General features: G+C 40.7%; 19 protein-coding genes. 18 read left to right on the forward strand and 1 reads right to left on the reverse strand.

All coding sequences use genetic code 11. From position 1 onward, the window contains the following. The first annotated feature begins 59 nt into the window (after window positions 1-59). The 7 genes from G586_RS0105615 (at window position 60) to G586_RS0105645 (ending at window position 8,694) form a co-directional block, all read left to right on the forward strand. Entirely contained in the window at window positions 60-1,580 is a 1,521-nt protein-coding gene (locus tag G586_RS0105615; protein WP_026526949.1) for a sensor histidine kinase, read from the forward strand. A gap of 18 nt (window positions 1,581-1,598) precedes the next feature. Next, on the forward strand, window positions 1,599-2,648 hold the full coding sequence (locus G586_RS0105620; protein WP_026526950.1) for a hypothetical protein: 1,050 nt from the start codon (window positions 1,599-1,601) through the stop codon (window positions 2,646-2,648). Window positions 2,649-2,805: 157 nt separating this feature from the next. Beyond that, a complete protein-coding gene (locus G586_RS0105625) occupies window positions 2,806-3,330 on the forward strand; it encodes an adenine phosphoribosyltransferase (protein ID WP_026526951.1) in 525 nt (174 codons plus the stop codon). Window positions 3,331-3,355: 25 nt separating this feature from the next. Beyond that, the gene (locus tag G586_RS0105630; protein WP_026526952.1) at window positions 3,356-5,635 is read left to right on the forward strand and encodes a RelA/SpoT family protein; all 2,280 of its coding nucleotides are present in this window, start codon (window positions 3,356-3,358) and stop codon (window positions 5,633-5,635) included. 105 nt (window positions 5,636-5,740) lie between these two features. Continuing rightward, complete coding sequence (locus tag G586_RS0105635; RefSeq protein ID WP_026526953.1) at window positions 5,741-6,433, forward strand: MBL fold metallo-hydrolase; 693 nt, start codon at window positions 5,741-5,743, stop codon at window positions 6,431-6,433. Between the two features lie 55 nt (window positions 6,434-6,488). Then, window positions 6,489-8,081 (forward strand): coproporphyrinogen dehydrogenase HemZ, encoded by a 1,593-nt coding sequence (gene hemZ, locus G586_RS0105640; RefSeq protein WP_026526954.1) that lies wholly within the window; start codon window positions 6,489-6,491, stop codon window positions 8,079-8,081. Between the two features lie 25 nt (window positions 8,082-8,106). Further along, the gene (locus tag G586_RS0105645; RefSeq protein ID WP_026526955.1) at window positions 8,107-8,694 is read left to right on the forward strand and encodes a hypothetical protein; all 588 of its coding nucleotides are present in this window, start codon (window positions 8,107-8,109) and stop codon (window positions 8,692-8,694) included. A gap of 119 nt (window positions 8,695-8,813) precedes the next feature. On the opposite strand, the gene G586_RS0105650 is transcribed toward G586_RS0105645, so the two are convergent. Beyond that, window positions 8,814-9,452, reverse strand: coding sequence for a hypothetical protein (locus G586_RS0105650; RefSeq protein WP_026526956.1), 639 nt, complete (start codon window positions 9,450-9,452; stop codon window positions 8,814-8,816). A gap of 337 nt (window positions 9,453-9,789) precedes the next feature. Here G586_RS0105650 and G586_RS0105655 point away from each other — a divergent pair, with 337 nt between their 5' ends. The 11 genes from G586_RS0105655 (at window position 9,790) to G586_RS0105705 (ending at window position 23,880) form a co-directional block, all read left to right on the forward strand. Continuing rightward, window positions 9,790-10,107 (forward strand): ArsR/SmtB family transcription factor, encoded by a 318-nt coding sequence (locus G586_RS0105655; protein ID WP_051204584.1) that lies wholly within the window; start codon window positions 9,790-9,792, stop codon window positions 10,105-10,107. 88 nt (window positions 10,108-10,195) lie between these two features. Further along, window positions 10,196-10,411, forward strand: a complete 216-nt coding sequence (locus G586_RS0105660; RefSeq protein WP_026526958.1) for a cation transporter — start codon at window positions 10,196-10,198, stop codon at window positions 10,409-10,411. A gap of 32 nt (window positions 10,412-10,443) precedes the next feature. Then, window positions 10,444-12,357: a heavy metal translocating P-type ATPase gene (locus tag G586_RS0105665; protein WP_026526959.1), complete on the forward strand. Its 1,914-nt coding sequence runs from the start codon at window positions 10,444-10,446 to the stop codon at window positions 12,355-12,357. Further along, complete coding sequence (locus G586_RS21890) at window positions 12,338-14,296, forward strand: serine hydrolase domain-containing protein (protein ID WP_051204586.1); 1,959 nt, start codon at window positions 12,338-12,340, stop codon at window positions 14,294-14,296. The genes G586_RS0105665 and G586_RS21890 overlap by 20 nt, the downstream gene beginning before the upstream one ends. 1 nt (window position 14,297) lies before the next feature. After that, complete coding sequence (locus G586_RS0105675) at window positions 14,298-15,122, forward strand: purine-nucleoside phosphorylase (protein WP_026526960.1); 825 nt, start codon at window positions 14,298-14,300, stop codon at window positions 15,120-15,122. A 181-nt stretch (window positions 15,123-15,303) separates the two neighbouring features. Further along, on the forward strand, window positions 15,304-16,611 hold the full coding sequence (locus tag G586_RS0105680) for an amidohydrolase family protein (protein WP_026526961.1): 1,308 nt from the start codon (window positions 15,304-15,306) through the stop codon (window positions 16,609-16,611). 11 nt (window positions 16,612-16,622) lie between these two features. Further along, on the forward strand, window positions 16,623-18,314 hold the full coding sequence (locus tag G586_RS0105685; protein ID WP_026526962.1) for a MutS-related protein: 1,692 nt from the start codon (window positions 16,623-16,625) through the stop codon (window positions 18,312-18,314). A 13-nt stretch (window positions 18,315-18,327) separates the two neighbouring features. After that, the gene (gene rnhA / locus G586_RS0105690) at window positions 18,328-18,816 is read left to right on the forward strand and encodes a ribonuclease HI (RefSeq protein ID WP_026526963.1); all 489 of its coding nucleotides are present in this window, start codon (window positions 18,328-18,330) and stop codon (window positions 18,814-18,816) included. 155 nt (window positions 18,817-18,971) lie between these two features. Then, window positions 18,972-19,625, forward strand: a complete 654-nt coding sequence (gene fsa, locus G586_RS0105695) for a fructose-6-phosphate aldolase (protein WP_026526964.1) — start codon at window positions 18,972-18,974, stop codon at window positions 19,623-19,625. A gap of 136 nt (window positions 19,626-19,761) precedes the next feature. Continuing rightward, window positions 19,762-22,872, forward strand: coding sequence for a bifunctional diguanylate cyclase/phosphodiesterase (locus G586_RS0105700; protein ID WP_026526965.1), 3,111 nt, complete (start codon window positions 19,762-19,764; stop codon window positions 22,870-22,872). 45 nt (window positions 22,873-22,917) lie between these two features. Beyond that, entirely contained in the window at window positions 22,918-23,880 is a 963-nt protein-coding gene (locus G586_RS0105705) for an ROK family protein (protein WP_035772578.1), read from the forward strand. Window positions 23,881-23,911: the final 31 nt, after the last annotated feature.

Raw genomic sequence — 23,911 nt, forward strand, 5'->3', positions numbered from 1 at the left:
CAAACGGTATTAGTAGACAGTCTTGACGAATATAATTTTGATTAAAGTGAGTAACAAAATTGGCAAAAGATAAAGATGGAAAAATAAACCTTTCCCTTAGAACCGAGCTAAATATACTGTTTCTGTTTGTGATGGTCGGGATGATAATTTTCCTCATCATAATAAACAGACTGTTTTTGGAGAGAGTATATCTTTCTCATCAGCTTGATGTGGTAAAAAAGGCATACAGCAGCATTGATGATGCATCAACGGATGGTAGCTTTGCCACTGACGAATATGATATAGAGCTTCAGTCCATTTGCGATATGTATGGAATTGAGCTGATCGTTCTTGATGCAGATTCACAGATGCTTAAGTCATCCTCCGGAGATGCCGATTATATGGCACGTATTCTCTGGGACAATCTTATCGGTGATACGCTTATGAATTCCGAAGCCATGGATAATAAGCGTATACTTGAAAAGAACGAGATGTACACTATTCAGATTGAGACTGATAAAAGGCTCAATACTGAATATCTTGAAATATGGGGAGTAATCGATACAGGATATATTGTAATGGTTAGATGCGCCATTGCAGGCATCCATGAGAGTGTGAGCATATCTAACGGATTCCTGCTTTACATTGGACTTATAGCCATTGTCATTGGTTCAGTCAGCATCCTGTATCTTAGTAACAGAATAACAAAACCTGTTCTTCAGCTTACAAGAATCTCCAATGAGATGAAAAATCTTAATTTTGAGGCGAAGTATCAGTCTGCGGACCAGAGAAAAACCACAAATGAGATTGATATTCTTGGGGATAATATTAACGACCTTTCAGAGGCTCTTGAGAAGACAATCAAGGAGCTGAAGACTGCCAACAACGAGCTGAAGCAGGACATCGAGAAAAAAGAGCAGATAGATGAGATGCGAAGGGAGTTTTTATCGAATGTGTCTCATGAACTTAAGACGCCTATAGCCCTTATCCAGGGGTACGCTGAGGGTCTGGAAGAAGGAATCACGGATGACCCTGAAAGCATGGCGTTTTATTGTGATGTAATAAGAGACGAAGCTTCCAAAATGGACACTCTTGTTAAAAAGCTCCTCACACTGAATCAGCTGGAGTTCGGTAATGATGTCGCACAAATGGAGCGATTTGATATCACCGAAACTATAAAGAATTACGTAAAATCTGCCGATATATTAACGAAGCAGAAAAATGCCAAGGTTCAGATGCAAGATTACCCGCCTATTTATGTATGGGCAGATGAGTTCAAGACAGAAGAAGTCCTGATGAATTATTACAGCAATGCCCTCAATCATATCGGCGGTGAGAACATCATTGAGATCAAGCTGACTCAGCATGAGGATAAGGTCAGAATCTCCGTATTCAACACGGGTGAGCCAATACCTGCTGATAGCATCGACCATATCTGGGAAAAGTTCTACAAGGTCGATAAAGCCAGAACACGTGAATATGGGGGAAGCGGTGTAGGACTATCTATTGTAAAGGCGATAATGGAGTCCATGCATCAGGAATATGGTGTAAACAATTACGACAATGGTGTTGAATTCTGGTTTGAACTCGAAACAAGATAATACCTTATGGAGGCGTTTATGAAAAAACGTGTTTTAAAGGTTTTACTGGTGAGTTTCATATGTGGGCTTATTCTTACAGGCTGTGGAAGTAGCTTTCCTGAAATGACAGAGGAGGAATACGATCAGGTTGTTCAATACTCTGTCGCCCTTTTGATGAAATACTCAAATAACGGAGTTGAGAAGCTATCTTCTCTGAGTGCATTAGAACTTGAAAAACAGATGCGAAGAGATGAAAGAGAAGCAAGAAAAGCAGCCCGTGATGCAGAGACAGCACAGGCAGTGGCGGATTATGCGGAAAGTGTGGAACAAGGTACAGTTGAGGAAGCAGAGGCTGAGCCTATAGATGATAAGAAGGATGAGAGCGAACTTGAAATTGCTGAAAGTGAATCTGTAGACGTTGCTGAAAATCCGCAGACTCCTCCTGAGGAAGAAATTCCGGATAGCAGCGATGAAGGCAAAACAGGTGATGACATAGACGAGCTTTTGGAGAAATATGGAGACGAGCTTGACCAGGGCATCGAGAGTACCGGAGTAGAGACAGAAACAGAGGAACCACAGCAGCCGGATGAGACGCAGACTACTCCTGAAACAACCGATGTAGCACAGGCAGATACTACTGACAGTGCGCCTGTTGCAACCGAAGCTGATGTGGCCGTTGATGGAATGAGGCAGGAGCTTTCAAAAGGAATATTCCTTACATATTCCGGATATAGCGTGGCGGGGTCATATCCAGATAACGATGATATCTTTGTTATAAATGCAGCAGCAGGTAAAAAGCTGCTTATCCTTAATTTCAGACTTGCAAATGTAAGTGGCATGGATGTTTCAGTAGATATGGAAAAGGCAAATCCGCATTTCCAGGTTTTGCTTAATGGTGTAAATGTCGGCTATACGAACGTTACTATGCTCGAAAACGACCTTAGCTCCTATAAGGGCACGATACCTGCCGGAGCTAAGCTAAGCATGGTGCTCATAAAGCAGATGGATGCTGAAAAGGTCAAGAATGTGAGTACTCTGGGTCTTATCGGAGATATGGGAACAGAGACTATACAGTTCAATCTTGAATGATAGAGCAAAAAGAGCCGATCAGGCTCTTTTTGCGTTTTAGAAAGAATGTTTCCAAAAGAAACAAATTGCGAATAATTTATTTCGTAATTATTCACAAATCGTGATATACTTATTTAGTTATAATAATTTATAATAATTGTTATTAATGAGGTGAAAAATGAAACAATTAAATGATTATGTAAGAACAATACCTGATTTTCCTGAACCGGGAATTATGTTTCGTGATATTACAACTGTGGTACAGGATCCTGACGGACTGCAGCTTGCTATAGATGAGATGCAGGAACTTGTTAAGGATGTTGATTTTGATGTTGTTGTAGGCGCAGAGTCCAGAGGCTTTATTTTTGGAACAGCCCTTGCTTACAATCTCAAGAAGGGATTTGTAATGATCCGCAAAAAGGGTAAGCTTCCCTGCGAGACAATATCAGAGGATTATGAGCTTGAGTACGGCACAGCTACACTTGAGATTCATAAGGATGCTATTAAGCCCGGACAGAAGGTTATTATTGTTGATGACCTTATTGCAACAGGTGGTACAGTCAAGGCTATGATCAAGATGATCGAGAGACTTGGAGGAGAGGTTGCAGGTGTTCTTGTTCTTATGGAGCTTAAGGGACTTAAGGGCAGAGAAGCACTTGGTAATTATCAGCTTTATTCAGCACTTTCTTATGAAGGAAAATAATATCTAAACAGACGGAGCAAATGGTATGGGTCAGACAGAATTTGATGACGGAAAAATTGAAGCGATAGACGAATTTCAGTCGCCCGAAGCCCTCTATAAAGGGCTTATTTCCCGTGTGCGCAGATATCACCCTTCAGATGATATTACTTTGATTGAGAAGGCTTACCAGTCTGCGGCAGAAGCTCATAAGGAGCAGCGCCGCAAATCCGGTGAGCCTTATATTATTCATCCTTTGTGTGTGGCAATTATTCTTGCTGATCTCGAAATGGATAAGGAGACAATTGCCGCAGGACTTCTTCATGATGTCGTTGAGGATACAATTTATACCAAGGAACAGGTTGAGGAGCAGTTCGGAGCTGACGTAGCACTTCTTGTTGATGGTGTTACCAAATTGCAGGGACTGGAGCTTTCAGGTGATTATGCGTCCAAGACTCCGGATCAGATGGAGATGCAGGCGCAGAACCTTAGAAAGATGTTCCTTGCCATGGCAAAGGATATACGAGTTATCCTTATAAAGCTTGCGGACAGACTTCACAATATGCGTACACTTAAGCATATGCCTGAGCACAAGCAGCAGAGAATAGCACAGGAGACTCTTGATATTTATAGTCCTATTGCCGGTAGACTCGGTATCAGTAAGATCAAGATCGAGCTCGATGATCTTTCTCTTAAGTATCTTGAGCCTGACATTTACTACGACCTTGTTAAGAGAGTTGCGCAGAGGAAAATTGAGAGAGAAAAATACGTTGATGAGATATGTGCTGAGGTTAGAGAGCACATTGATCAGGCCGGTATTCCCGGTGAAGTAAACGGAAGAGTAAAGCACTTTTTCAGTATCTACAAGAAGATGCACAATCAGGGCAAAACTCTAGAACAGCTCTACGATCTTTTCGCAGTAAGAATTATAGTTAATTCCGTAAAGGATTGTTATGCTGCTCTCGGAGTAATACATGAGATGTATAAGCCGATTCCCGGCAGATTCAAGGACTACATCGCCATGCCCAAGCCCAACATGTATCAGTCTCTTCATACAACTCTTATCGGTGCTTCTGGACAGCCCTTTGAAATCCAGATCAGAACCTATGATATGCATCGTGCCGCTGAATACGGTATCGCTGCTCACTGGAAGTATAAAGAGGCCTCTGATGGTAAGCATGTAGAGGGTCAGGAAGAGGAGAAGCTTACATGGCTTCGCCAGATTCTTGAATGGCAACAGGACATGTCAGACAATCAGGAATTCATGAATCTTCTTAAGAGTGACCTTAATCTATTCTCAGAGGACGTTTACTGCTTTACTCCTAATGGTGAAGTTAAGAACCTGCCTGCAGGTTCAACACCTATAGATTTTGCTTACAGCATTCATAGTGCTGTGGGTAATAAGATGATCGGCGCTAAGGTCAATGGCAAGCTTGTTCCCATTGATTATAGAATTCAGAATGGTGACCGAATTGAGATTCTCACCAGCCAGAATTCAAAGGGACCCAGCAGAGACTGGCTTAGCATTGTTGGAAGTACTTCAACAAAGAACAAGATCAATCAGTGGTTCAGACACGAATTTAAGGAAGAGAACATCAGCAAAGGAAAAGAACTTCTGGTTGAATACTGTAAGTCCAAGGGTATGGATATTTACAGTATCATGAAGCCCGAGTATCAGAACCTTATTGTCAGAAAGTACGGATTCCACAGTTGGGATGCGGTACTTGCTGCAATAGGCCACGGCGGACTTAAGGAAGGTCAGGTTATCAACAAGCTCCTTGAGCTTTATGATAAGGACCATAAGCAGAATATAACTGATGAGGAAGTGCTTGCAGCAGTTGCAGAATCAAGCATTACACCTAGAATCAGCAGCTCAGGCAGCGCAATTATCGTTAAGGGTATTCACGATGTTGCTGTGAGATTTTCAAAATGCTGTAACCCTGTGCCGGGAGATCCGATTGTTGGCTTTGTGACAAGAGGACGTGGCGTTTCTATCCATAGAAAGGACTGTATAAATGTCCGTGCAATGCAGAGCGAGGATAGAACGAGACTTATCGAGGCAAAATGGGAAAGCCATGCACTTGGTGAAAAATACGTTGCGACAATCAATATTTTTGCTAATAACAGATCCGGACTACTTGCCGATGTATCAAGAGCCCTTACTGAGAAGAATGTAGATATTCTTTCCATGAATACCAGAACCAGTAAGCAGGGACTTGCTACTATGGAAACCTCATTCCAGGTATCAAGTAGAGAAGAGCTTGGTGAGATAGTTGATAAGATCAGGAATATTGACAGTGTAATAGATATCGAGAGAACCACAGGCTGATTAAGTGATCACTTGGCGCTACACAGATAGCGCTTAGTGAAATCCTTAATCGAGGTGGTTGCGTCTCGCTTTACAACTCAGATTATAATCGAAAGGTTTTGAAAAATGGGAAATAGGGAAGTAGGAGCTGCGGCAGTTGGATCAATGTGCCTTGGAATGGTACAGACTAACTGCTATTTTGTTTTTAAAGAAGATGGAAAAAATCACAAGGTAAATGAAGCTACGACAAATGAAGATGAATTCACAGAGGTGATTTTCTTTGATCCAGCAGACAGAGGAGATATTATATATGACGAGCTTCATAAGCGTGGATTTAAGGTGGCAGCTATTTATCTTACCCATGCTCATTTTGATCATATAGCAGGCGCAGATAAGCTAAAGGAGCTTTCAGGAGCGAAAATCTATGCTTATGAGAAGGAAAGAAGAGTCTGCGAGGACCCGATATACAATCTTTCAAATGATTTTATTGGAAGAAGTCTTACAATAAAGCCGGATGAATATTTGCATGACGGTGATATGTGCGAAGCTGCAGGCTTGAAGTTTAAGCTCATTGCTACTCCGGGACATACTGAAGGAAGCTGCTGTTATTACTTTGAAGAGGACGGGATTCTTATAAGCGGCGATACTTTGTTTGAGGGTTCAGTGGGACGTACTGATTTCCCCGGAGGGTCCATGAAAACTCTTTATGATTCATGCCATGAGAAGCTTTTTACGCTCCCTGATAAAACCCTTGTATACCCCGGTCATGGTGGAGAAACCACAATAGGCTATGAGAAAATGTATAACAGTTTTCTTTGAGCAATGACTTAAAATCAAGCAATTTCTTGAAGAATTAAGCAGAAAGATAAAGTAAATGATACAGGTTAAGATAAATAAGGATAAATTCAAATACGACATACACTCATTGGTGAAGGCTTTCTATCCCAAAGAAGATGTGAGCGTACTTACTAACGATGAGTATGATGAAAAGGCAAAGCTTAAGAGCACTGATAAAAATGTAGCAGCTGATGATGGAAACGAGCTTTTTACTATAGTGATAAAGCTTGAGGATGAAGTCGGCGAAATTTCTATGCAGATAATCCATAAGGATGGCGATGTGACTAAGGCTCAGACTAAATGCGATAGCACTGATATCGGTAATCCGGAAGCGAAGGAATCAGCAAATCAGAGCGCAAATGGTAATGTATCAACTGGTCAGAACTCCACAAACGGAACTGCTGCATCTCTTTCAACACCTAAGAATGCTCTTAAACAGATGCTTTATCGCGAGCTTGTAAAGGAGATAGGTCATTATCTGCCCTGGGGTTCTCTTACAGGAATAAGACCCACAAGAATTCCGATGCAGATGCTTGAAGCAGGAAAAGAAGAAGCTGAAATCAAGAGCTACATGCAGGATACCTTTTTTGTTTCTGATGAAAAGACAGAGCTTGCCTACAATATAGCCCTTAGAGAGAAGAAAATTCTTGATGATATAGACTATGAAAACGGTTACAGTATTTATCTTGGAATACCGTTTTGCCCTACAACATGCTTGTATTGCTCCTTCACTTCATTTCCTATCGTAACCTGGAAAAAGAAGGTAGATGCTTATATAGATTGTCTTGAAAAGGAAATAGACTATGTTGCAGAGGCTTTTAAGGGAAAGGTTGTAAACTCTGTATATATCGGTGGTGGTACTCCGACAACACTTGAGCCGGATCAGATGAGAAGACTCATAAATTACCTTAGAGATAAAATTGATTTATCAGAGTGCAGAGAGTTCACTGTTGAATCGGGAAGACCTGATTCCATTACGAGAGATAAGCTTCGCGCCATGAAGGAATGCGGCGTTGACAGAATATCGGTAAATCCCCAGACCATGAGCGATGAGACTCTTAAGAGAATCGGAAGACAGCATACTGTTGCTCAGTTCATCGATGCCTTTAACATGGCAAGGGAAGAAGGCTTTGATAACATAAACATGGATATTATCTTAGGACTTCCGGGAGAAACAGAGGAAGACGTAGCTAATACCATGAAGGAAATCGAAAAGCTCGGTCCCGATGACCTGACAGTACACAGCTTATCTGTAAAAAGAGGATCAAGGCTTGCTGAACATATTAGAAACAACGGCTTCTTTGTCGCAGGTGATACCGGACGAATGATGGAGATTGCTAAGGAAGGCGCCGCAAGAATGGGGCTTACACCCTATTATATGTACAGACAGAAGAATATTTCAGGTAATCTTGAGAATACAGGCTATGCACGCGAAGGAAAAGCCGGAATTTATAACATTCTCATGATGGAAGAGGTTCAGTCCATTGTCGCTCTCGGAGCAGGCACTGTATCAAAGCGTGTTTACGGTGACGGCAGAATAGAGAGATGCGACAACGTAAAGGATGTTACTCTTTATATGAATTCCATTGATGAGATGATCGAGAGAAAGAAGAAACTGTTCGAGAATTGATTTTTAGAAATAGTTTGAGGTGCATATGGGAATAGCCTCATGTAAATATGAATATCTTACAGAGAAAGCCAGAGCCATACTTGATAATAAGCGTGGCTATAGAGACAATACGCTCTTTCCGAAGATAGAAGAGCTTGATACGGATATTAGAAATCCTTTGGATGTGGTTTCTACCGAGATTCTCTACTGCGGAAAATATGAGATCTGTGATTTCTTTATAAATCATTACTCTGACTTTTTATCGAGAAGTGATTACAGACTGCTGACAAATCTGGTTAATCAGATTAAGACAACAGGCTTCCCGATTCTTGATGAGGATAAGAGAGAGCAGCTCAGCCGCGTTACATATAAGCTTGTGGGTAATCTCAATCATTGCGTCTGGCTTTGTGCAACGCCGGAAGATATTTACGATTTTTATATAAAGGAATATATTCCCAGGGCTGACAGGCTTCAGCCAGGATACGCAGATAAATGTCCTGATTTTAAGGCAAAGTCAGAGATGTCCTTTGAAGATTATAAAGAAAAATATGTTGAGGAGATTACAATTCCCGAAGAAACAGTCATATTAAGTGACCTTGGGAAAAGCGGGAGTCTTATAGCTTTTTCAAAATAAAGAATACTTCCTGAATTGTCGGGAGGAGCTTTAAATCATAAACAAAAAACATCTGTCATTTAAAGTATCTATGTCGAAGAGATGCTTTTAAATGGCAGATGTTTTTGCTTTAAAGGAAATTATATTGTGGAATATCCAAAACCGTTACAGATAGCGTCTACCTTAACTCCTTCTTTGCAAAGAGGGCAGTTATCATGAGGGTAGCTTGCGTAATCCGGAAGTTCTCTTGTTGAGAAGAGAGATCTTATAGGATAACCCTCAATCTGTGTAGCAACTGAGAAAATAGCTGCTATACCAACAACCTCGCCCTGATAGAATCTGACTGATTCAAGGGCATTTCTAAGCATTCCACCGGTTGTTACGGAGTCGGAGAGGATAAGAACCTTCTTGTCCGTAATCATATGCTTATTATTATCTCTGAACATGATCTGACCGTTTACGTTGTATTCCGGTCCGGTGATGTACATGGTCTTATGAGCATTCTTTGAAATAACCCCGGCCTGTGTAAGTGAATCTGCAAGATATGAGCCTACAACCTCCATACCATTTAAGCAGAGGATTGTATCAATGACATCGGATGCAATATAAAACTCAGAAAGAGATTCGGCAGCTGCTCTGGCTTCCTTCATTCTGGCTTTGGCATCGCAGAAATCAATAAAATAGTTTACGTGGGAATTTGGGGTTACGAAATGCCCCTTTGTGTTTCGAAGAATAACATCTTTATTTCTGGAGTATTCAATCTTGGTATAGCCTTGCATAATTTCTCCTCCTGAATCTGAAAGTGAATCAACAAGCTTCAAATTATGACAATAACTTCTTGAATAATAATATCACAATATAGATAAGTATAAAATGTATTTAAGAATATTTTAATGATTACAGGATTAGGCCAAAACTGTCTTAATAGCATCCTGTCTTTCTGATAAAAAATATCAATATTTTTGTATTGACTTATTAGGAAGACGGGTATATATTAAAATCAACATATGAATAAATGTTCATATGAATGAAAATTAAATATTTAATTCTAACCCAAATAGAGTTAGTAAAGGATATGATTAACAAAAAACACAGATAAATAAAGGAGACGGAACCATGGAAAAGCTTAGCTGCAAGCTGGATGAGCTTCCTGATGAGGAAGAGATGTATGATCTTGCTGAACTGTTTAAGGTGTTCGGCGATTCATCCAGAATTAGAATTCTATTTGCACTGTTTGCATCCGAGTTTTGTGTGAATGATCTTGCTGAGAATCTTGGAATGACGCAATCGGCTGTATCCCATCAGCTTAAGATCTTAAAACTCAATAAACTTGTTAACAGCAGAAGAGATGGTAAGCAGATGTACTACAGTCTCGCAGATGACCATGTGAGAACAATAATCGCAATGGGACGAGAGCATATCGAAGAGAAGTAAGCTACAAAGAATTAAGATGCAAAACTGATAAAAACAAGTTACTAAATAATACAAAATAAAAAAGTAAAAAAGAAAAGAGGATATTACTATGAAAAAGACCTACAAATGTGAAGTTGATTGTGCTAACTGTGCTGCAAAGATGGAGGATGCTATTAAGAAGATTGGTGGTGTTACAAATGCCAGAGTTAATTTCATGACTCAGAAGCTTACTCTTGAAGCTGCAGATGATAAGTATGATGAAATCCTCCAGGCTGCTGTTAAGGCATGCAAGAAGGTAGAGCCCGATTGCGAGATCGAAATCTGATAAATAAAATATAGAGAAATAAGGCAACTATTATGACTAAGAAAATGAAGAAAACCCGAAACAGAATACTTGTTGTACTTGCGGTTTTTGCAGTACTTCTTATCGCTGATCATCTCGGCGCATTTGAGAGTCTGCCGTGGCCTGCAGTTTTCGTGATATACCTGATACCTTATCTGATAATAGGATACGATGTGCTTAGGAAAGCTTTTATCAACATTTCTCATGGACAGGTATTTGATGAAAACTTCCTGATGATGATTGCAACCTTTGGAGCCTTCGGCATCGGAGAATATTCTGAGGCACTGGCAGTAATGCTGTTTTACCAGATTGGAGAGCTTTTCCAGAGCTACGCTGTAGGCAAATCAAGAGCTTCAATCACAGAGCTTATGAGCATAGCACCTGAGTATGCAAACGTTATCTCTGAAAACGGAGATATCGAGGAGAGTGATCCTGAGGATGTTCAGGTTGGAACAATGCTCCTCATTAAGCCCGGTGAGAAAATCCCGATTGACGGAATTGTAAAGGAAGGTGAATCCTTCGTTGATACCTCCGCAATTACCGGAGAGTCAGTTCCTCGCAGAGTAAAAGAGGGTGATGAGATTATAAGCGGCTGTGTGAATAAGGACAACGTTCTTAAAATACAGACAACCAAAGCTTATGAGGATTCAACTGTATCAAGGATTCTCGAGCTTGTTGAAAATGCCAGCAACAAGAAGTCCAGAATGGAGAACTTCATCACAAGATTTGCCAGATACTATACACCTATAGTAACAATCGGTGCGGTATTACTTGCTGTTATTCCTCCGCTTGTTGGACTTATGCCTTTTATGGATTCCATTAAGAGAGCATGTATCTTTCTTATAGTATCCTGTCCCTGCGCACTTGTTATATCAGTACCTCTTGGATTTTTCGGTGGTATCGGTGCAAGCTCCAAGCTTGGAATACTGGTTAAGGGAAGTAACTTCCTTGAAGCAATAGCAGAGGCCAATACTCTTGTACTTGATAAGACAGGAACAATTACTAAGGGTGAATTCAAGGTTTCTGAGATCGTTCCTGCAGATGCTAATATTTCACAGGAAGAAATTATCTGTCTTGCTGCAGGAGCTGAGAAGTTTTCAAATCATCCTATAGCCAGATCCATTAGTGAATACGCGGATGAAAAATATAAAGACCTTCTTGATAAATACACTCTTAGTGATGTAAAAGAAACTCCCGGACACGGCGTGTCTGCTATATATGACGGTGATCAGATTCTCGTTGGAAACGCGGTTCTTCTTAAGGACAACGGTATTGATCTTAAGGAATCAGATAAAACCGGTACAGTTATTTACGTTTCCAAAGCAAAAGTTTTTCTTGGAACAATCATAATATCTGATACAATAAAAGAAGGTGCGGCAGAATCTATTTCTCTTGCAAAGAATGCCGGAGTTTCCAAAGTGGTAATGCTTACCGGAGACAACGAGGAGACAGCTATGGCTGTTGCTTCCAAGGTTGGAATAGATAAGGTATATGCAGAGCTTCTGCCCGCCGATAAGGTTGAAAGAGTTGAGATGCTCCTTAATGACAACGAAAGTGGCAAGGTGGCATTCGTCGGGGATGGTATAAATGATGCGCCTGTTCTCATGAGAGCAGATGTTGGTATAGCGATGGGCAGTATGGGTTCAGATGCTGCTATCGAGGCCGCCGACATAGTTCTTATGGATGATGATATCAGCAAGATCTCCGCAGTAATTCAGATTGCCCGCAAGACACTTAAGATTGTTAAGGAAAACATCGTATTTGCTCTTTTCGTAAAAATACTGATTCTGTTTCTTGGTGCTATGGGATTTGCAACCATGTGGATGGCAGTTTTTGGTGATGTAGGTGTGGCTGTTCTTGCTATTCTGAATTCCATGAGGACCTTGAAATGGTCGAAAGAGGACATGAATGGCAAAGGCAGAGCTTGAAGTAATCCAACTTTTAATGAAACTGATCGGTCATAAGACCGGCGAGCTTAGTAAGGTTACATATACTCCTCAGAAGGTAGCTTTTCCATTAAGCTGTGAAGGGGAGACAAAGCTTTTAAGATCCACCCCTGAGGAACAGGGTGTTGACAGCGGCTTTATTGAGAAGCTCTTTAAGGCTCTCTATGAGAATAACAGCTGTCATATGCACAAGATCATGGCTGTGCGCAATGGCTATGTGATCGGAGAATGTGCTTTTAAACCATTTGAAATGGATTATTGGCATGTTACTCATTCTATGTGCAAAAGCGTGACAGGTATGGCGATTGGCCTTCTTGTTTACGAGGGAAAAATTAAATTAGACGACAAAATTGAAGATATTTTTGGCAAAACTGGACCCCTTCAGTATTTCTTCTCAAAGGGACTGACAGTGAGACACCTTCTCACAATGAGCAGTGGTGTCGAGTTTAATGAGTCAGGTTCAGTATGCTCAAATGACTGGAGGAATCAGTTCCTTGAGTCTCAGACGAAGTTTACTCCCGGGTCTAAGTTTGACTATAATTCAATGAATTCATACATGCTCTCAGCGATTGTAACAGAGATTACAGGCGAGAGCATGTTTGATTATCTAAAACCCAGACTGTTTGAGCCACTTGGTATAAAGCGAGCTTTCTGGGAGAGCTGTCCGCAGAATATAAATAAGGGCGGATGGGGGCTGTATCTCAGATTAGAGGATATGGCTAAGCTTGGACAGCTCTATCTTAATAATGGCGAGTATGACGGAAAACAGATTCTACCTCCTGAATGGGTAAAAGAAGCTACGACAATGCAGCTGCCAACAGGCCTTGTGGAATCTCCCGGATACGGCTTCCAGCTTTGGACCAGTAGTTCAAGACTTGGAGCCTACACTTTCAATGGAATGCTTGGCCAGAATGTCTATATATTTCCGGATATAAATATGATGATAGTTACCAATGCAGGTAATGAGGATCTTTTCCAAAAAGGTAAGATGTCTTCCACAGTGCATAAGCTGATGTCTGAACTTGTAGTTTCCGATGCACCGATTGAGGTAACTGATGAGGTTATTGCAAAGCAGAACAGCTTAAAGGAATTCATTAGAAAATCGGAGGACAGACCGGAGTGCAGAACCTGTATTGCAGGTGGTGGATGGAATAAGAAGAAAAAGAGAAGCATATACGGAATGAGCCCCAAATTCAGATACCTCCTTATGAAGTGTCTTGATGGCGTCACCTATGACATGGATGATAAGGGTGTTGGCTTCATGCCTCTTCTTGTTCAGGTAATGCACAATAATTACACAGGTGGAATAAAATCTATCGGATTTAAGCTTGATGAGAGAACAGGTGCATTTTTCGTTCTGATAAAAGAGGGAGATGTTACCCACGAAATAAAATGCGGTTTTGACGGCTTTAGAGCAATCACCGAGATTGATGAACATGGTGAGATTTATTCTATATCCGCAGTATCCGAGTTTGCCTTGGATGAATATAACAGACCTGTTCTGAGGAATGAATTCTATCTACTTGAGGATTCGACAGCCAGAGTTATGAATATCTATTTCGGAAAAAGAGAACCTCTTGAGCATGATACCAGTTTTGCTTTCGGAAAAGTGAATCCGCCAAAGAACATCGGTATAAGATTTGACGAGATCCCCGGAAGCGGAATGCTCATAGGTATTCTGAATGAGTTTGGACATCTCGATATCTCAAAAGGAATGAGCGGTTTTGTTATAAACAGACTTACCGGTTCCGGAGCAATTGATGCACTTATGCTTGCGATAAAGGATACAGTAAGACCAAAACTCCATGGCACGATACATGACAAAGAATCTGACGTGGAGTATGATGATAATAACAGTTTGCCCGAAGAGGAAAGCGAGGCAAACTCTGAACAATTAGACGCTATTATGGAGGACGATTAATATGGCAAATGAAATTTACGAGAAAGTAAATAGATGTGTGGAAGCGATCAGGAAGGTAACGGATTTTCAGCCAAAGGTAGCTATCACACTCGGCTCCGGACTCGGAAATTATGCAGAGCAGATAGATATAAAATGTGAGATTCCTTATTCAGATTTACCGGGATTCCCTGTATCTACAGTCCCCGGACATGCAGGAAAATTTATTTTCGGATATGTTGGAGATGTGCCCGTTGTATGCATGAAGGGCAGAGTTCATTACTATGAAGGATATCCTATCAGTGATGTTGTTCTTCCTGCAAGAGTTATGAAGTCACTCGGCGCAGAGATTCTTTTCCTTACAAATGCGGCAGGCGGTATCAATTCTACTTTTGACGCAGGAGATCTTATGCTCATCAATGATCATATATCTCTGTTTGTTCCCAATCCGCTGATTGGACCCAATATCGATGAATTCGGAACAAGATTCCCGGATATGAGTGCCGTATATGATAAGGAACTTAGAAAAATCATAAAGGACACCGCTCTTGATAATAAGATTCTCCTTAAGGAGGGCATATATGCACAGTGCACAGGACCTTCCTTCGAGAGTCCCGCTGAGGTTCGTATGCTCGGCATACTTGGAGCAGATGCCGTAGGTATGAGTACAGTAGTTGAGGCAATTGCTGCTCATCATATGGGAATGAGGGTATGCGGTATTTCTTGTGTAAGTAACATGGCTGCAGGTATTACAAATGAGCCGCTGTCACATGAGGATGTGCAGAAGGCTGCAGATAAGACAGGACCTATGTTTGAGAAGCTTGTAACTGCTTGTGTGAAGAAATTCTAAACCCCTCATCCGTCAGCGAAGCTGACGGATGAAGGCAAAAAGTGAAAGCAATAAAGCCTTCCCCCTCTGGGGGAAGGTGGCACGAAGTGCCGGATGAGGGCAAGAAGTGAAAGCAATAAAGCCTTCCCCCTTTAGGGGAAGGTGGCACGAAGTGCCGGATGAGGGCAAAAAGGGGAGAACTATGAGAATAAGATTTTACAACGCACGAATTCTCACTATGAAGGAAAATGCAGAAATCTTCGAGGGAGAGCTATGGACCAGTGATGACAAGATCATCTACTGCGACACGACAGACCAGATAACCGATTACTACAAAGAAAATCCCGAAGTTATGCTTGTATTCGACAGAGAGATAGATTGCAAGGGCAATCTTCTTATGCCGGGCTTTAAAAATGCGCATACACATTCGGGAATGACCCTAATGAGGTCAAGAGCAGATGATCTTCCTCTTGCGGAATGGTTAAATGAGCAGGTTTTCCCTGTTGAAGCAAAGCTTACTGCTGAGGACATTTATTATCTTACTCAGCTCGCCATCTTAGAGTATCTTGATGGCGGTATAACCTCGATTTTCGACATGTATCTCACGCCTGAATCAATTGCGGATGCTTGCAGGGATGCCGGAATGAGATGTGTTCAGGTAGGTGCTGCCAACAATTTCAGTCAGTCAGCTGAGTTTGTTGAGGAGATGTACAACAAGATCAACGGAAAAGATGAGTACAACTCATATATTATTGGCTTCCATGCAGAATACACCTGCTCTAAGGAGCTTCTTCAGAAGTTCTCCGATCTTGCACATAAGTATAAGGCTCCGGTTTTCACACATATAGCAGAGACAGCGCCGGAGGTTGCAGGCTGCAGAGAAAGATATGGTATGAGTCCTCTGCAGTTACTTGATAGCCTTGGAATGTTCGATTACGGCGGTGGCGGATATCACCTTGTTCACACCGATGAGGCTGATATGGACATTCTTAAAAAGCGTGGAATGTATGCTGTTACAAACCCAGGCTCAAATACCAAGCTTGCAAGCGGAATTGCTCCTATAAATGATTATCTGAAGAGAGGAATTCCGGTAGCAATCGGTACAGATGGACCAGGAAGTAACAACTGCCTCAATATGTTCAGAGAGATGTTCCTTGTAACGGGACTTGGTAAGCTTCGTGAAAATGATGCGGCTTGCATTGATGCCATAGAAGTTCTTAAAATGGCTACTGTTAACGGTGCACATGCAATGGGCCTTAAGGATTCCGATTGTCTTGAAGCAGGTAAGCTTGCTGACCTTATCATGATAGATATGAGTCAGCCCAATATGCATCCTGTAAACAATATAGCTAAGAATATCGTCTACAGTGGTAGCAATTCCAATGTAATTCTCACTATGATAGGCGGCGTGATCCGCTATGAAAAGGGTGAGTACAATATCGGAAGAAGCTCGCAGGAAATCTATTCGAAGGTAGAAGAGATAAAAGACAGAATTTATAAAGAATTATAAATGGGGAATTTATGACCGGAATGTATATTCTAGGGATAATAGCATTATTTATTATTGCTATGATTCTTTTGAGAATCAGTAACAGGAAAAATGAAGAAAAACTTTTCAGGAAGAAGTGCGCAGACGAATTTGGTGCTGCGCCTTCATCTCGTATAAAGAAACATAAGGGTGATGTCAGAAGGTTTTTTCAGGCAAAAAAGAAGGACTTCTACATCGACGATATCACCTGGAATGATCTCTCAATGGATGAGGTTTTCGACAGGATTAACTACTGTGAAACTTCCTCCGGTGAGGAATATCTTTATTACATGTTAAGATGTCCCAAAACTAAAGATGATGGTGAGTTTAACTTACTTGATGACAGAATTGATAAACTTACTCAGATTGAGGATGAGAGAATACGATTAAAAGAGGCTCTTCATGGAATCGGGAAAAGCGGTAAGTACTCGATTTACAAGTACCTTCCGCTTATTGACGGTGACAATGCAGGCTCAAATCTTATGCATATCATCATGCTGATTCTTATGGTGGTATCAATTGTTCTTATGACCTTTGGTAACTTTGCGGTTGGCTTTATTCTGCTAATGCTTGTTTTTGCCGTAAATATGGTTACGTATTTCAGGATTAAGGCTAAACTGATGCCATATCTTGTTACCTTTTCTTATGTACTAAGGCTCATGAATGGCGGAAAAATCATCACAGAAACAAACAGTATGGTTTTTTCGGATAAGCTTGAAAAAATAAAGGAATGCAACAGAAAACTGCAGGGCTTTTCAAGAGGCTCCTGGCTCCTTGCGGGAGGCTACAATGCCACGGGAAGCGGCAATCCATTCGACATAATAATGGATTATGTAAGAATGCTAACCCACATTGACATTATCAAATTTAACCTCATGTATAAAAAGCTAAAGGCTGAGCTGGGGAGTGTCTATGAACTCACAAAGCTTATTGGCTTTATAGATTCTGTTCTGTCTATTTGCTATTTCAGAGCATCACTACAGGAGTACTGTGTACCGCAGCTGGCGGAGTATATAAGAGTATATAAGATTGAAAACGGAAGACATCCTCTTATGAAGGATCCCGTTCCTAACTCCTTTGAAGCAAAAAAAGGATACCTTATTACAGGCTCTAATGCCTCCGGTAAATCTACATTCCTTAAGATGTGTGCCATAAACAGCATATTGGCACAGTCAATTCACACCTGCACCTGTAAAGCTTATACAGCTTCATACTTTAGAATATTTACTTCTATGGCACTTAGGGATGACCTGGGGCTTGGTGACAGCTATTACATGGTTGAAATCAAGTCCTTGAAAAGAATTCTCGATGCAGCATCCGTTAAGGAAGTGCCGGTTCTGTGCTTTATAGATGAGGTTCTTAGAGGAACAAATACAGTAGAACGTATAGCAGCTTCATCAAAGATTCTTTCTCATTTTGCGGATGAAAAGAGTACGGTTTTATGCTTTGCCGCAACACATGACGGTGAGCTCTCCGAGATACTCGGAAAAATGTATGATGTACATCATTTTGAAGGTGATATGAATAACGGAGATGTGAGCTTTGACTATAAACTTAAGTCAGGGCCAGCTACAAAGAGAAATGCCATCAGTCTTCTTGAGTCCATAGGATACGATTCAAATATTGTATCAGAGGCGGAAGCAATGGCGAAAAGATTTGAAGAAACAGGTGTATGGCACCTGTGATAAAGAGGTATAAATGAAGGTTAAGATATTTTCAGACGGTTCCGCGAGAGGTAACCCGGACGGACCCGGCGGATACGGCACGATAATTCAATATGTAGATAAAAATGGTAACCTCCATGAAAAGGAGATTAGTGCCGGCTATGATAAGACCACTAACAACAGAATGGAGCTTATGGGCGCTATTATGGGGCTTGAGGCTTTAAACAGACCCTGCGAGGTAGAGCTTTTCTCGGATTCCAAATATGTGATCAGTGCCTTTAATGAAAACTGGGTAGCGGGCTGGCTTAAAAAGAACTGGAAAAAGTCCGATGGAAAGCCTGTTAAAAATGTTGAACTTTGGAAGAGACTTCTTGAAGCAAAGGAGAGACATCAGGTTACCTGGAACTGGGTGAAGGGACATGACGGACACCCTGAGAATGAAAGGTGTGACAACCTAGCGACTACTGCTGCCGACCAGTCAGCTGAACTTCTTTTACATGATGATGGCGGCGATTTAAGGTGATAATTAAGGCTGCAGGTTTTAAAAAGCAATAATTGTTAGTAATAAAGCACATTCTGATTTGAAAAATAATACAGATGTGATATCATTTTTAAGGTTGAAAATTATTAAGTTTTATCAAATGTTCGGGGAGAACCCTGAGCGGAATGGAGTGTATTATGAAATTCTTCTTAGATACTGCTAACGTTGAGGACATTAAAAAAGCAAATGACATGGGTGTTATCTGCGGTGTTACAACCAACCCTTCTCTTATCGCAAAAGAGGGCAGAGATTTCAATCAGGTTGTTGCAGAGATCGCTTCAATCGTAGACGGCCCCATCAGTGGTGAGGTTAAGGCTACAACAGTAGATGCTGAGGGTATGATCAAGGAAGGTCGCGAGATCGCTAAGATCCACAAGAACATGGTAGTTAAGATCCCTATGACAGAAGAGGGACTTAAGGCTTGCCATACACTTGCTGCTGAGGGCATCAAGATCAACATGACTCTTATCTTCACAGCTAACCAGGCACTTCTTGCTGCAAGAGCAGGTGCTGCATTTGTAAGTCCTTTCCTTGGAAGACTTGATGATATAAGCACAAGAGGTACAGACCTCATTTCAGAAGTTGCACAGATCTTTGATGTTCACGGTATTGATACAGAGATCATCGCTGCATCTGTTCGTCATCCTATGCACGTTACAGATTGCGCACTTGCAGGTGCACACATCGCTACAGTACCTTACAGCGTAATCGCACAGATGGTTAACCATCCTCTTACAACAGCCGGAATTGAGAAGTTCCAGAAGGATTACAAGGCTGTTTTCGGAGAGTAATAACAAGCACTTTTTTTAAGAACACCTCATTATGAGGTGTTCTTTTTTTACATTTTTTTAATTGAGAATTAATGGTTTTGTTTCTACCACTTTGTTAACATAAAGTAGAAGAATACTGAAAAGGACTGGTATTAGTATGGCAAAAAGTGCAGAGGGGCTTCCAAGAGACCTATACCAGAGAGAGGACTTTATAAATATTGTCAATCTCAAAGCCGGAAAGGGTGAACTTGCGGCTTCTTTTTGCTGTGTATACTTTGTTGTTAAAGGCTTCAGGTCATATTATATGAATAACGGCTTTGACGAAGGCTACCAGGTTCTTATATTTCTTAAAAACAAAATTCTTAATTCTTTCCCAGTAGATATAGCCTGCAAAATGGATGACGGAGAATTTGCTGTCATTACGGATATAGATGAAGTAGAGACCTTTATCACAAGAATTCAAAAGGATTTTAACGAAGTATATATCCATACCGAAATGGATCTTCATGCAGGTATTTTTACTATATCAGAAGCTGAAAGAACAGCTGATCAGATTCTGGAAAAGGCAATTATTGCCTGCGAAACCGGTGAAGCTGTAGCTGAGGGTATTTTCAAGTACAACAAGGAAAATGTCGATAGCAAGGTGCTCATGAAGCATTATGTTGTTCATCATATAGATGAAGCCATTGCTAATAATGAAATTGATATATACTATCAGCCTACTTTCCATACGCTTTCGGGAACAGTGTGCGGCAATGAAGCTCTGGCAAGATGGCATTCAAGTGAATACGGAATGATTTTGCCTTCTGATTTTGTACCGGTTTTAAAGCATTCCAAAAAGATCGCTATTTTAGACAAATTCGTCATGAAGAAGGTCTGTGCTGATCAAAATACAATTGTTGGTCTGGGCATGGAGCCTTTACCTGCATCTATAAATCTTACAGCACTTGATTTTGCACTTATTGATGTTGTAGAGATTCTTGAGACCGAGCTTGCTAAATATAATCTTCCGAAGAAACTTATACGTATCGAAATAAGTGAGCCTGAAATAACAAACGATAGAAAAGGCATAAAATTTGAGCTTACCAGATTACGTGAGCATGGTTTTGATGTTATATTTGATGATTTTGGCAGCGAATACTCATCACTGCATATCTTAAATGATATGCCTTTTAGTGCTGTGAAGATAAACAGTAGCTTCCTCTCAGGATTTAAGGATGATATAAAGCCAAGAGTTATGATGAAGAATATCATAAATATGGCAAAAGAGCTGGGTATCCACACAGTAATGGGAAGTGTTGAGGATGAGGACATTCTTGAATTTTTGAAGGAAGCCGGATGCGAGCAGACTCAGGGACATCTTTATAGTGAAGCTATGAAAATGTGGGAAAAGCCTCTTGAAGAATTCCCTTATAAATTGGAATCCCACGAAGAATCTGATTTTTATGATGAGATTGGCAGGGTTAATGTTCTTTCACAGGCACCTATACAGGATATTACAAACTATGATGAAGAGGCTTCTTTAAGTAAGAACCGTGCAATTGCAATATTTGAATTTGATGGATCAACATTTAATATACTAATGAGTAATGATGGCTTTTACGAGATTTTCAAACCATTGTTATCAGATGAAGCAAACACTATTTATGATCTTTTTAATAATCCAAGGATTATCTTCTCAAAGGATATGAAGAGACTCGCGTCTCAGTGCGTCAAGGATGATGAAGTTCATGCCATGGAGTTTGTTACTTCAAACGGTTTCAACAGAATTATGCTAAAGAAGATTGTCAGAAATGATAAGCTCCGCAAAACAGGAATTCTTGCAACTGCAGAAGTGATGACGGAAAATGATGCTACTACCAGAGTAATGCAGCTTAATTCCTACATGAAATTCCTCTACATGATCTATAATCGTGTGGACATTGTATCGGTAGCTGAAGACTCTTTTGAGACTGTTTATGAAAATCATGCAAGATACAATCAGAAGATGAAAAAAGGCAGCTTTACCGAAGCTATCAGAAAGTTTGCAGAAGAAGCAATCTATAACGAAGACAGAGAAGACTTCATGGAGTTTTATAATATAAAAACTCTTGATGAAAAGGTAAACGAGTACGGCCTTACACATCTTACTGACTACTTCAGAACTAAGGATATTAATGGTGCATATGACTGGCTTATGTATCTGATCATTCCAATAATATCTGAGGGCAATAGGATGTTCATCCTGTGCTCTAGATGCCTTGATGCTGAGCGTATGAGAAAGCTTCCTGATATAAGTCAGAGCGGTTCAGAGTATTACGACATGCCAAGTGATCCCACATTCCTTCTCCTTGCTAGTGATGCATTTACGGAGACATTGGGATATGGTTCCTTCGAACAATTCATAAGAAATACATTCTACCTTGAGGCTAATCTTACTGAAGATAAGACCGTTTATATGCACCTTGGACAGACCGGACTTATTTCAGACTTTGGCGAAACAGGATATATTCAGCTTCCCTTTGGAGAAGTTACGAAGGGCATGGTATTTACCCAGGTTGAGTCCGATGATCAGAATAAGATGTATGAATTCTACAATAGAGACAGACTACTTGCGGACTATGAAAACGGCAAGATTTCAGGCAGAATAGACTACCTTGAAAAAGCCGGATCAAGTGATAAACCGAGATATCAAAATGCCTGCTATCAGCTTCGGAAAAAGAGGCAGGATGATAATGTATATATTTATTTGCTCAAATACGATATAGATACCTTTAAGCGTACAAACGAGACTATCAGGAATCTTGCAGAGAGAGATACACTGACAGGACTCTTTAACAGAATGACTATAGGACGAGTATATGATGCATTTGTTTCCGATAAGGAGACAAAGAGCCTTGCTATGATTCTTCTCGATCTTGATTACTTTAAGCAGATAAATGATAACTATGGCCATCACTGCGGTGATAAGGTTCTTCAGGATGCAGCAAACAAAATGTCCAATGACCTTGGAAATGAAGTATATTCTGCAAGAATCGGAGGAGATGAATTCCTTGTTATTATCAGGAACCGAACCGATAAAGATGTCAGCAAAACACTGAAAATATTCTCGGAAACTGAAAAAACAGTGGAATACAATGGACAAAAAGTAAAATATACAATGTCTGTAGGATATGCTGTATACCCGAAAGACGGAAAAGCGTATAATGATTTATATAGAAACGCAGATAAAGCTCTATACTATGTTAAGGAAAACGGCAAGAATAATTTTGCCAAGTACAAGGAGTAGGCTATTCTTGCCAGTGATTTCATTCAAAATTCGGAGGTAGAAAAAATGTCTGGGAAGTATAATATCTGTCTTGATATCGGTGGTACAAAAATCCTCGGTGCTATTTTCAATGAGAAGAAGGAAATAGTTTACAGGCTTAAGAAAAAGACCAAAGAAGCAGGAGATGACGCTGCCAATGTTGAGAAAATGATCATCAGCGTTGTCGAGGATATGATCAAGGATTCAGATATCAAGAAGAAGGATTTTAATGCCATTGCTGCGGGAGCTCCCGGAGTTATCGATCAGGGTGCTGGAATAATCCTTACTTCACCGAATCTTCCGTGGACAAATTATGATATAAAGTCCTCCATTGAAAAGAAATTCGACATTCCTTTTTTCATCGGGAACGACGTTAACGTTGGCGTTCTTGGAGAATGGAAATATGGCGTTGCCAAGGGCTACAAAAATGTAGTTGGTTTCTTTGTCGGAACAGGAATGGGCGGAGGTCTCATTCTTGATGGCAAGATGTTTACCGGAAACAAATATAAAGCTGCAGAGTACGGACACATGATCCTTGATCCCGAAGGACCACTTTGCGGATGCGGACAGAGAGGATGTCTTGAGGCTTTTTCAAGTAAGAAGGGCATGAGCGCATATATCATGCAGCAGACCGCGAGAGGCCGTAAAAACATGCTCGCGGACACTATCGAAAATGGTGTATTTAAGAGTAAGAATCTCAAAAAAGCAATTGCGGCAAAGGATCCTGTAACACTCGAAGCTGTTGACAGAGCCTGCCACTACCTTGCAGTAGCAACCGGTAACATGATAAACACTATAAGCCCTGACATTGTAGTTTATGGCGGTGGTGTAATGGAGGCTGTTGGAGATTTCTTTATGGAGAAAATCCTTGCAGAGGTAGATCGCTATTGCATGCCTTCAATAAGAAGCACAGTAGAACTTAAGAAAGCAGCACTTGGAGATGATTCCAATATCTATGGTGCGCTTGCAATGATAGAAGATCAGAAATAAGAAAACGAATATTTGAATCGGTATCTTAACT

Origin of the sequence: Butyrivibrio sp. VCD2006, assembly GCF_000423925.1 — a bacterium.
In the GTDB taxonomy this organism is placed as follows: Bacteria; Bacillota; Clostridia; order Lachnospirales; family Lachnospiraceae; genus Butyrivibrio.

Excerpts from the sequence above, each read along its gene's own strand:
- G586_RS0105625 (WP_026526951.1), top strand. The coding sequence starts at position 2,806 with ATGAAACAATTAAATGATTATGTAAGAACAATACCTGATTTTCCTGAA.
- G586_RS0105665 (WP_026526959.1), top strand. The coding sequence starts at position 10,444 with ATGACTAAGAAAATGAAGAAAACCCGAAACAGAATACTTGTTGTACTT.
- G586_RS0105685 (WP_026526962.1), top strand. The coding sequence starts at position 16,623 with ATGACCGGAATGTATATTCTAGGGATAATAGCATTATTTATTATTGCT.
- G586_RS0105620 (WP_026526950.1), top strand. The coding sequence starts at position 1,599 with ATGAAAAAACGTGTTTTAAAGGTTTTACTGGTGAGTTTCATATGTGGG.
- G586_RS0105635 (WP_026526953.1), top strand. The coding sequence starts at position 5,741 with ATGGGAAATAGGGAAGTAGGAGCTGCGGCAGTTGGATCAATGTGCCTT.
- G586_RS0105680 (WP_026526961.1), top strand. The coding sequence starts at position 15,304 with ATGAGAATAAGATTTTACAACGCACGAATTCTCACTATGAAGGAAAAT.
- G586_RS0105650 (WP_026526956.1), bottom strand. The coding sequence starts at position 9,452 with ATGCAAGGCTATACCAAGATTGAATACTCCAGAAATAAAGATGTTATT.
- hemZ (WP_026526954.1), top strand. The coding sequence starts at position 6,489 with ATGATACAGGTTAAGATAAATAAGGATAAATTCAAATACGACATACAC.
- G586_RS21890 (WP_051204586.1), top strand. The coding sequence starts at position 12,338 with ATGGCAAAGGCAGAGCTTGAAGTAATCCAACTTTTAATGAAACTGATC.
- G586_RS0105645 (WP_026526955.1), top strand. The coding sequence starts at position 8,107 with ATGGGAATAGCCTCATGTAAATATGAATATCTTACAGAGAAAGCCAGA.
- rnhA (WP_026526963.1), top strand. The coding sequence starts at position 18,328 with ATGAAGGTTAAGATATTTTCAGACGGTTCCGCGAGAGGTAACCCGGAC.
- G586_RS0105655 (WP_051204584.1), top strand. The coding sequence starts at position 9,790 with ATGGAAAAGCTTAGCTGCAAGCTGGATGAGCTTCCTGATGAGGAAGAG.
- fsa (WP_026526964.1), top strand. The coding sequence starts at position 18,972 with ATGAAATTCTTCTTAGATACTGCTAACGTTGAGGACATTAAAAAAGCA.
- G586_RS0105660 (WP_026526958.1), top strand. The coding sequence starts at position 10,196 with ATGAAAAAGACCTACAAATGTGAAGTTGATTGTGCTAACTGTGCTGCA.
- G586_RS0105700 (WP_026526965.1), top strand. The coding sequence starts at position 19,762 with ATGGCAAAAAGTGCAGAGGGGCTTCCAAGAGACCTATACCAGAGAGAG.
- G586_RS0105705 (WP_035772578.1), top strand. The coding sequence starts at position 22,918 with ATGTCTGGGAAGTATAATATCTGTCTTGATATCGGTGGTACAAAAATC.
- G586_RS0105675 (WP_026526960.1), top strand. The coding sequence starts at position 14,298 with ATGGCAAATGAAATTTACGAGAAAGTAAATAGATGTGTGGAAGCGATC.
- G586_RS0105630 (WP_026526952.1), top strand. The coding sequence starts at position 3,356 with ATGGGTCAGACAGAATTTGATGACGGAAAAATTGAAGCGATAGACGAA.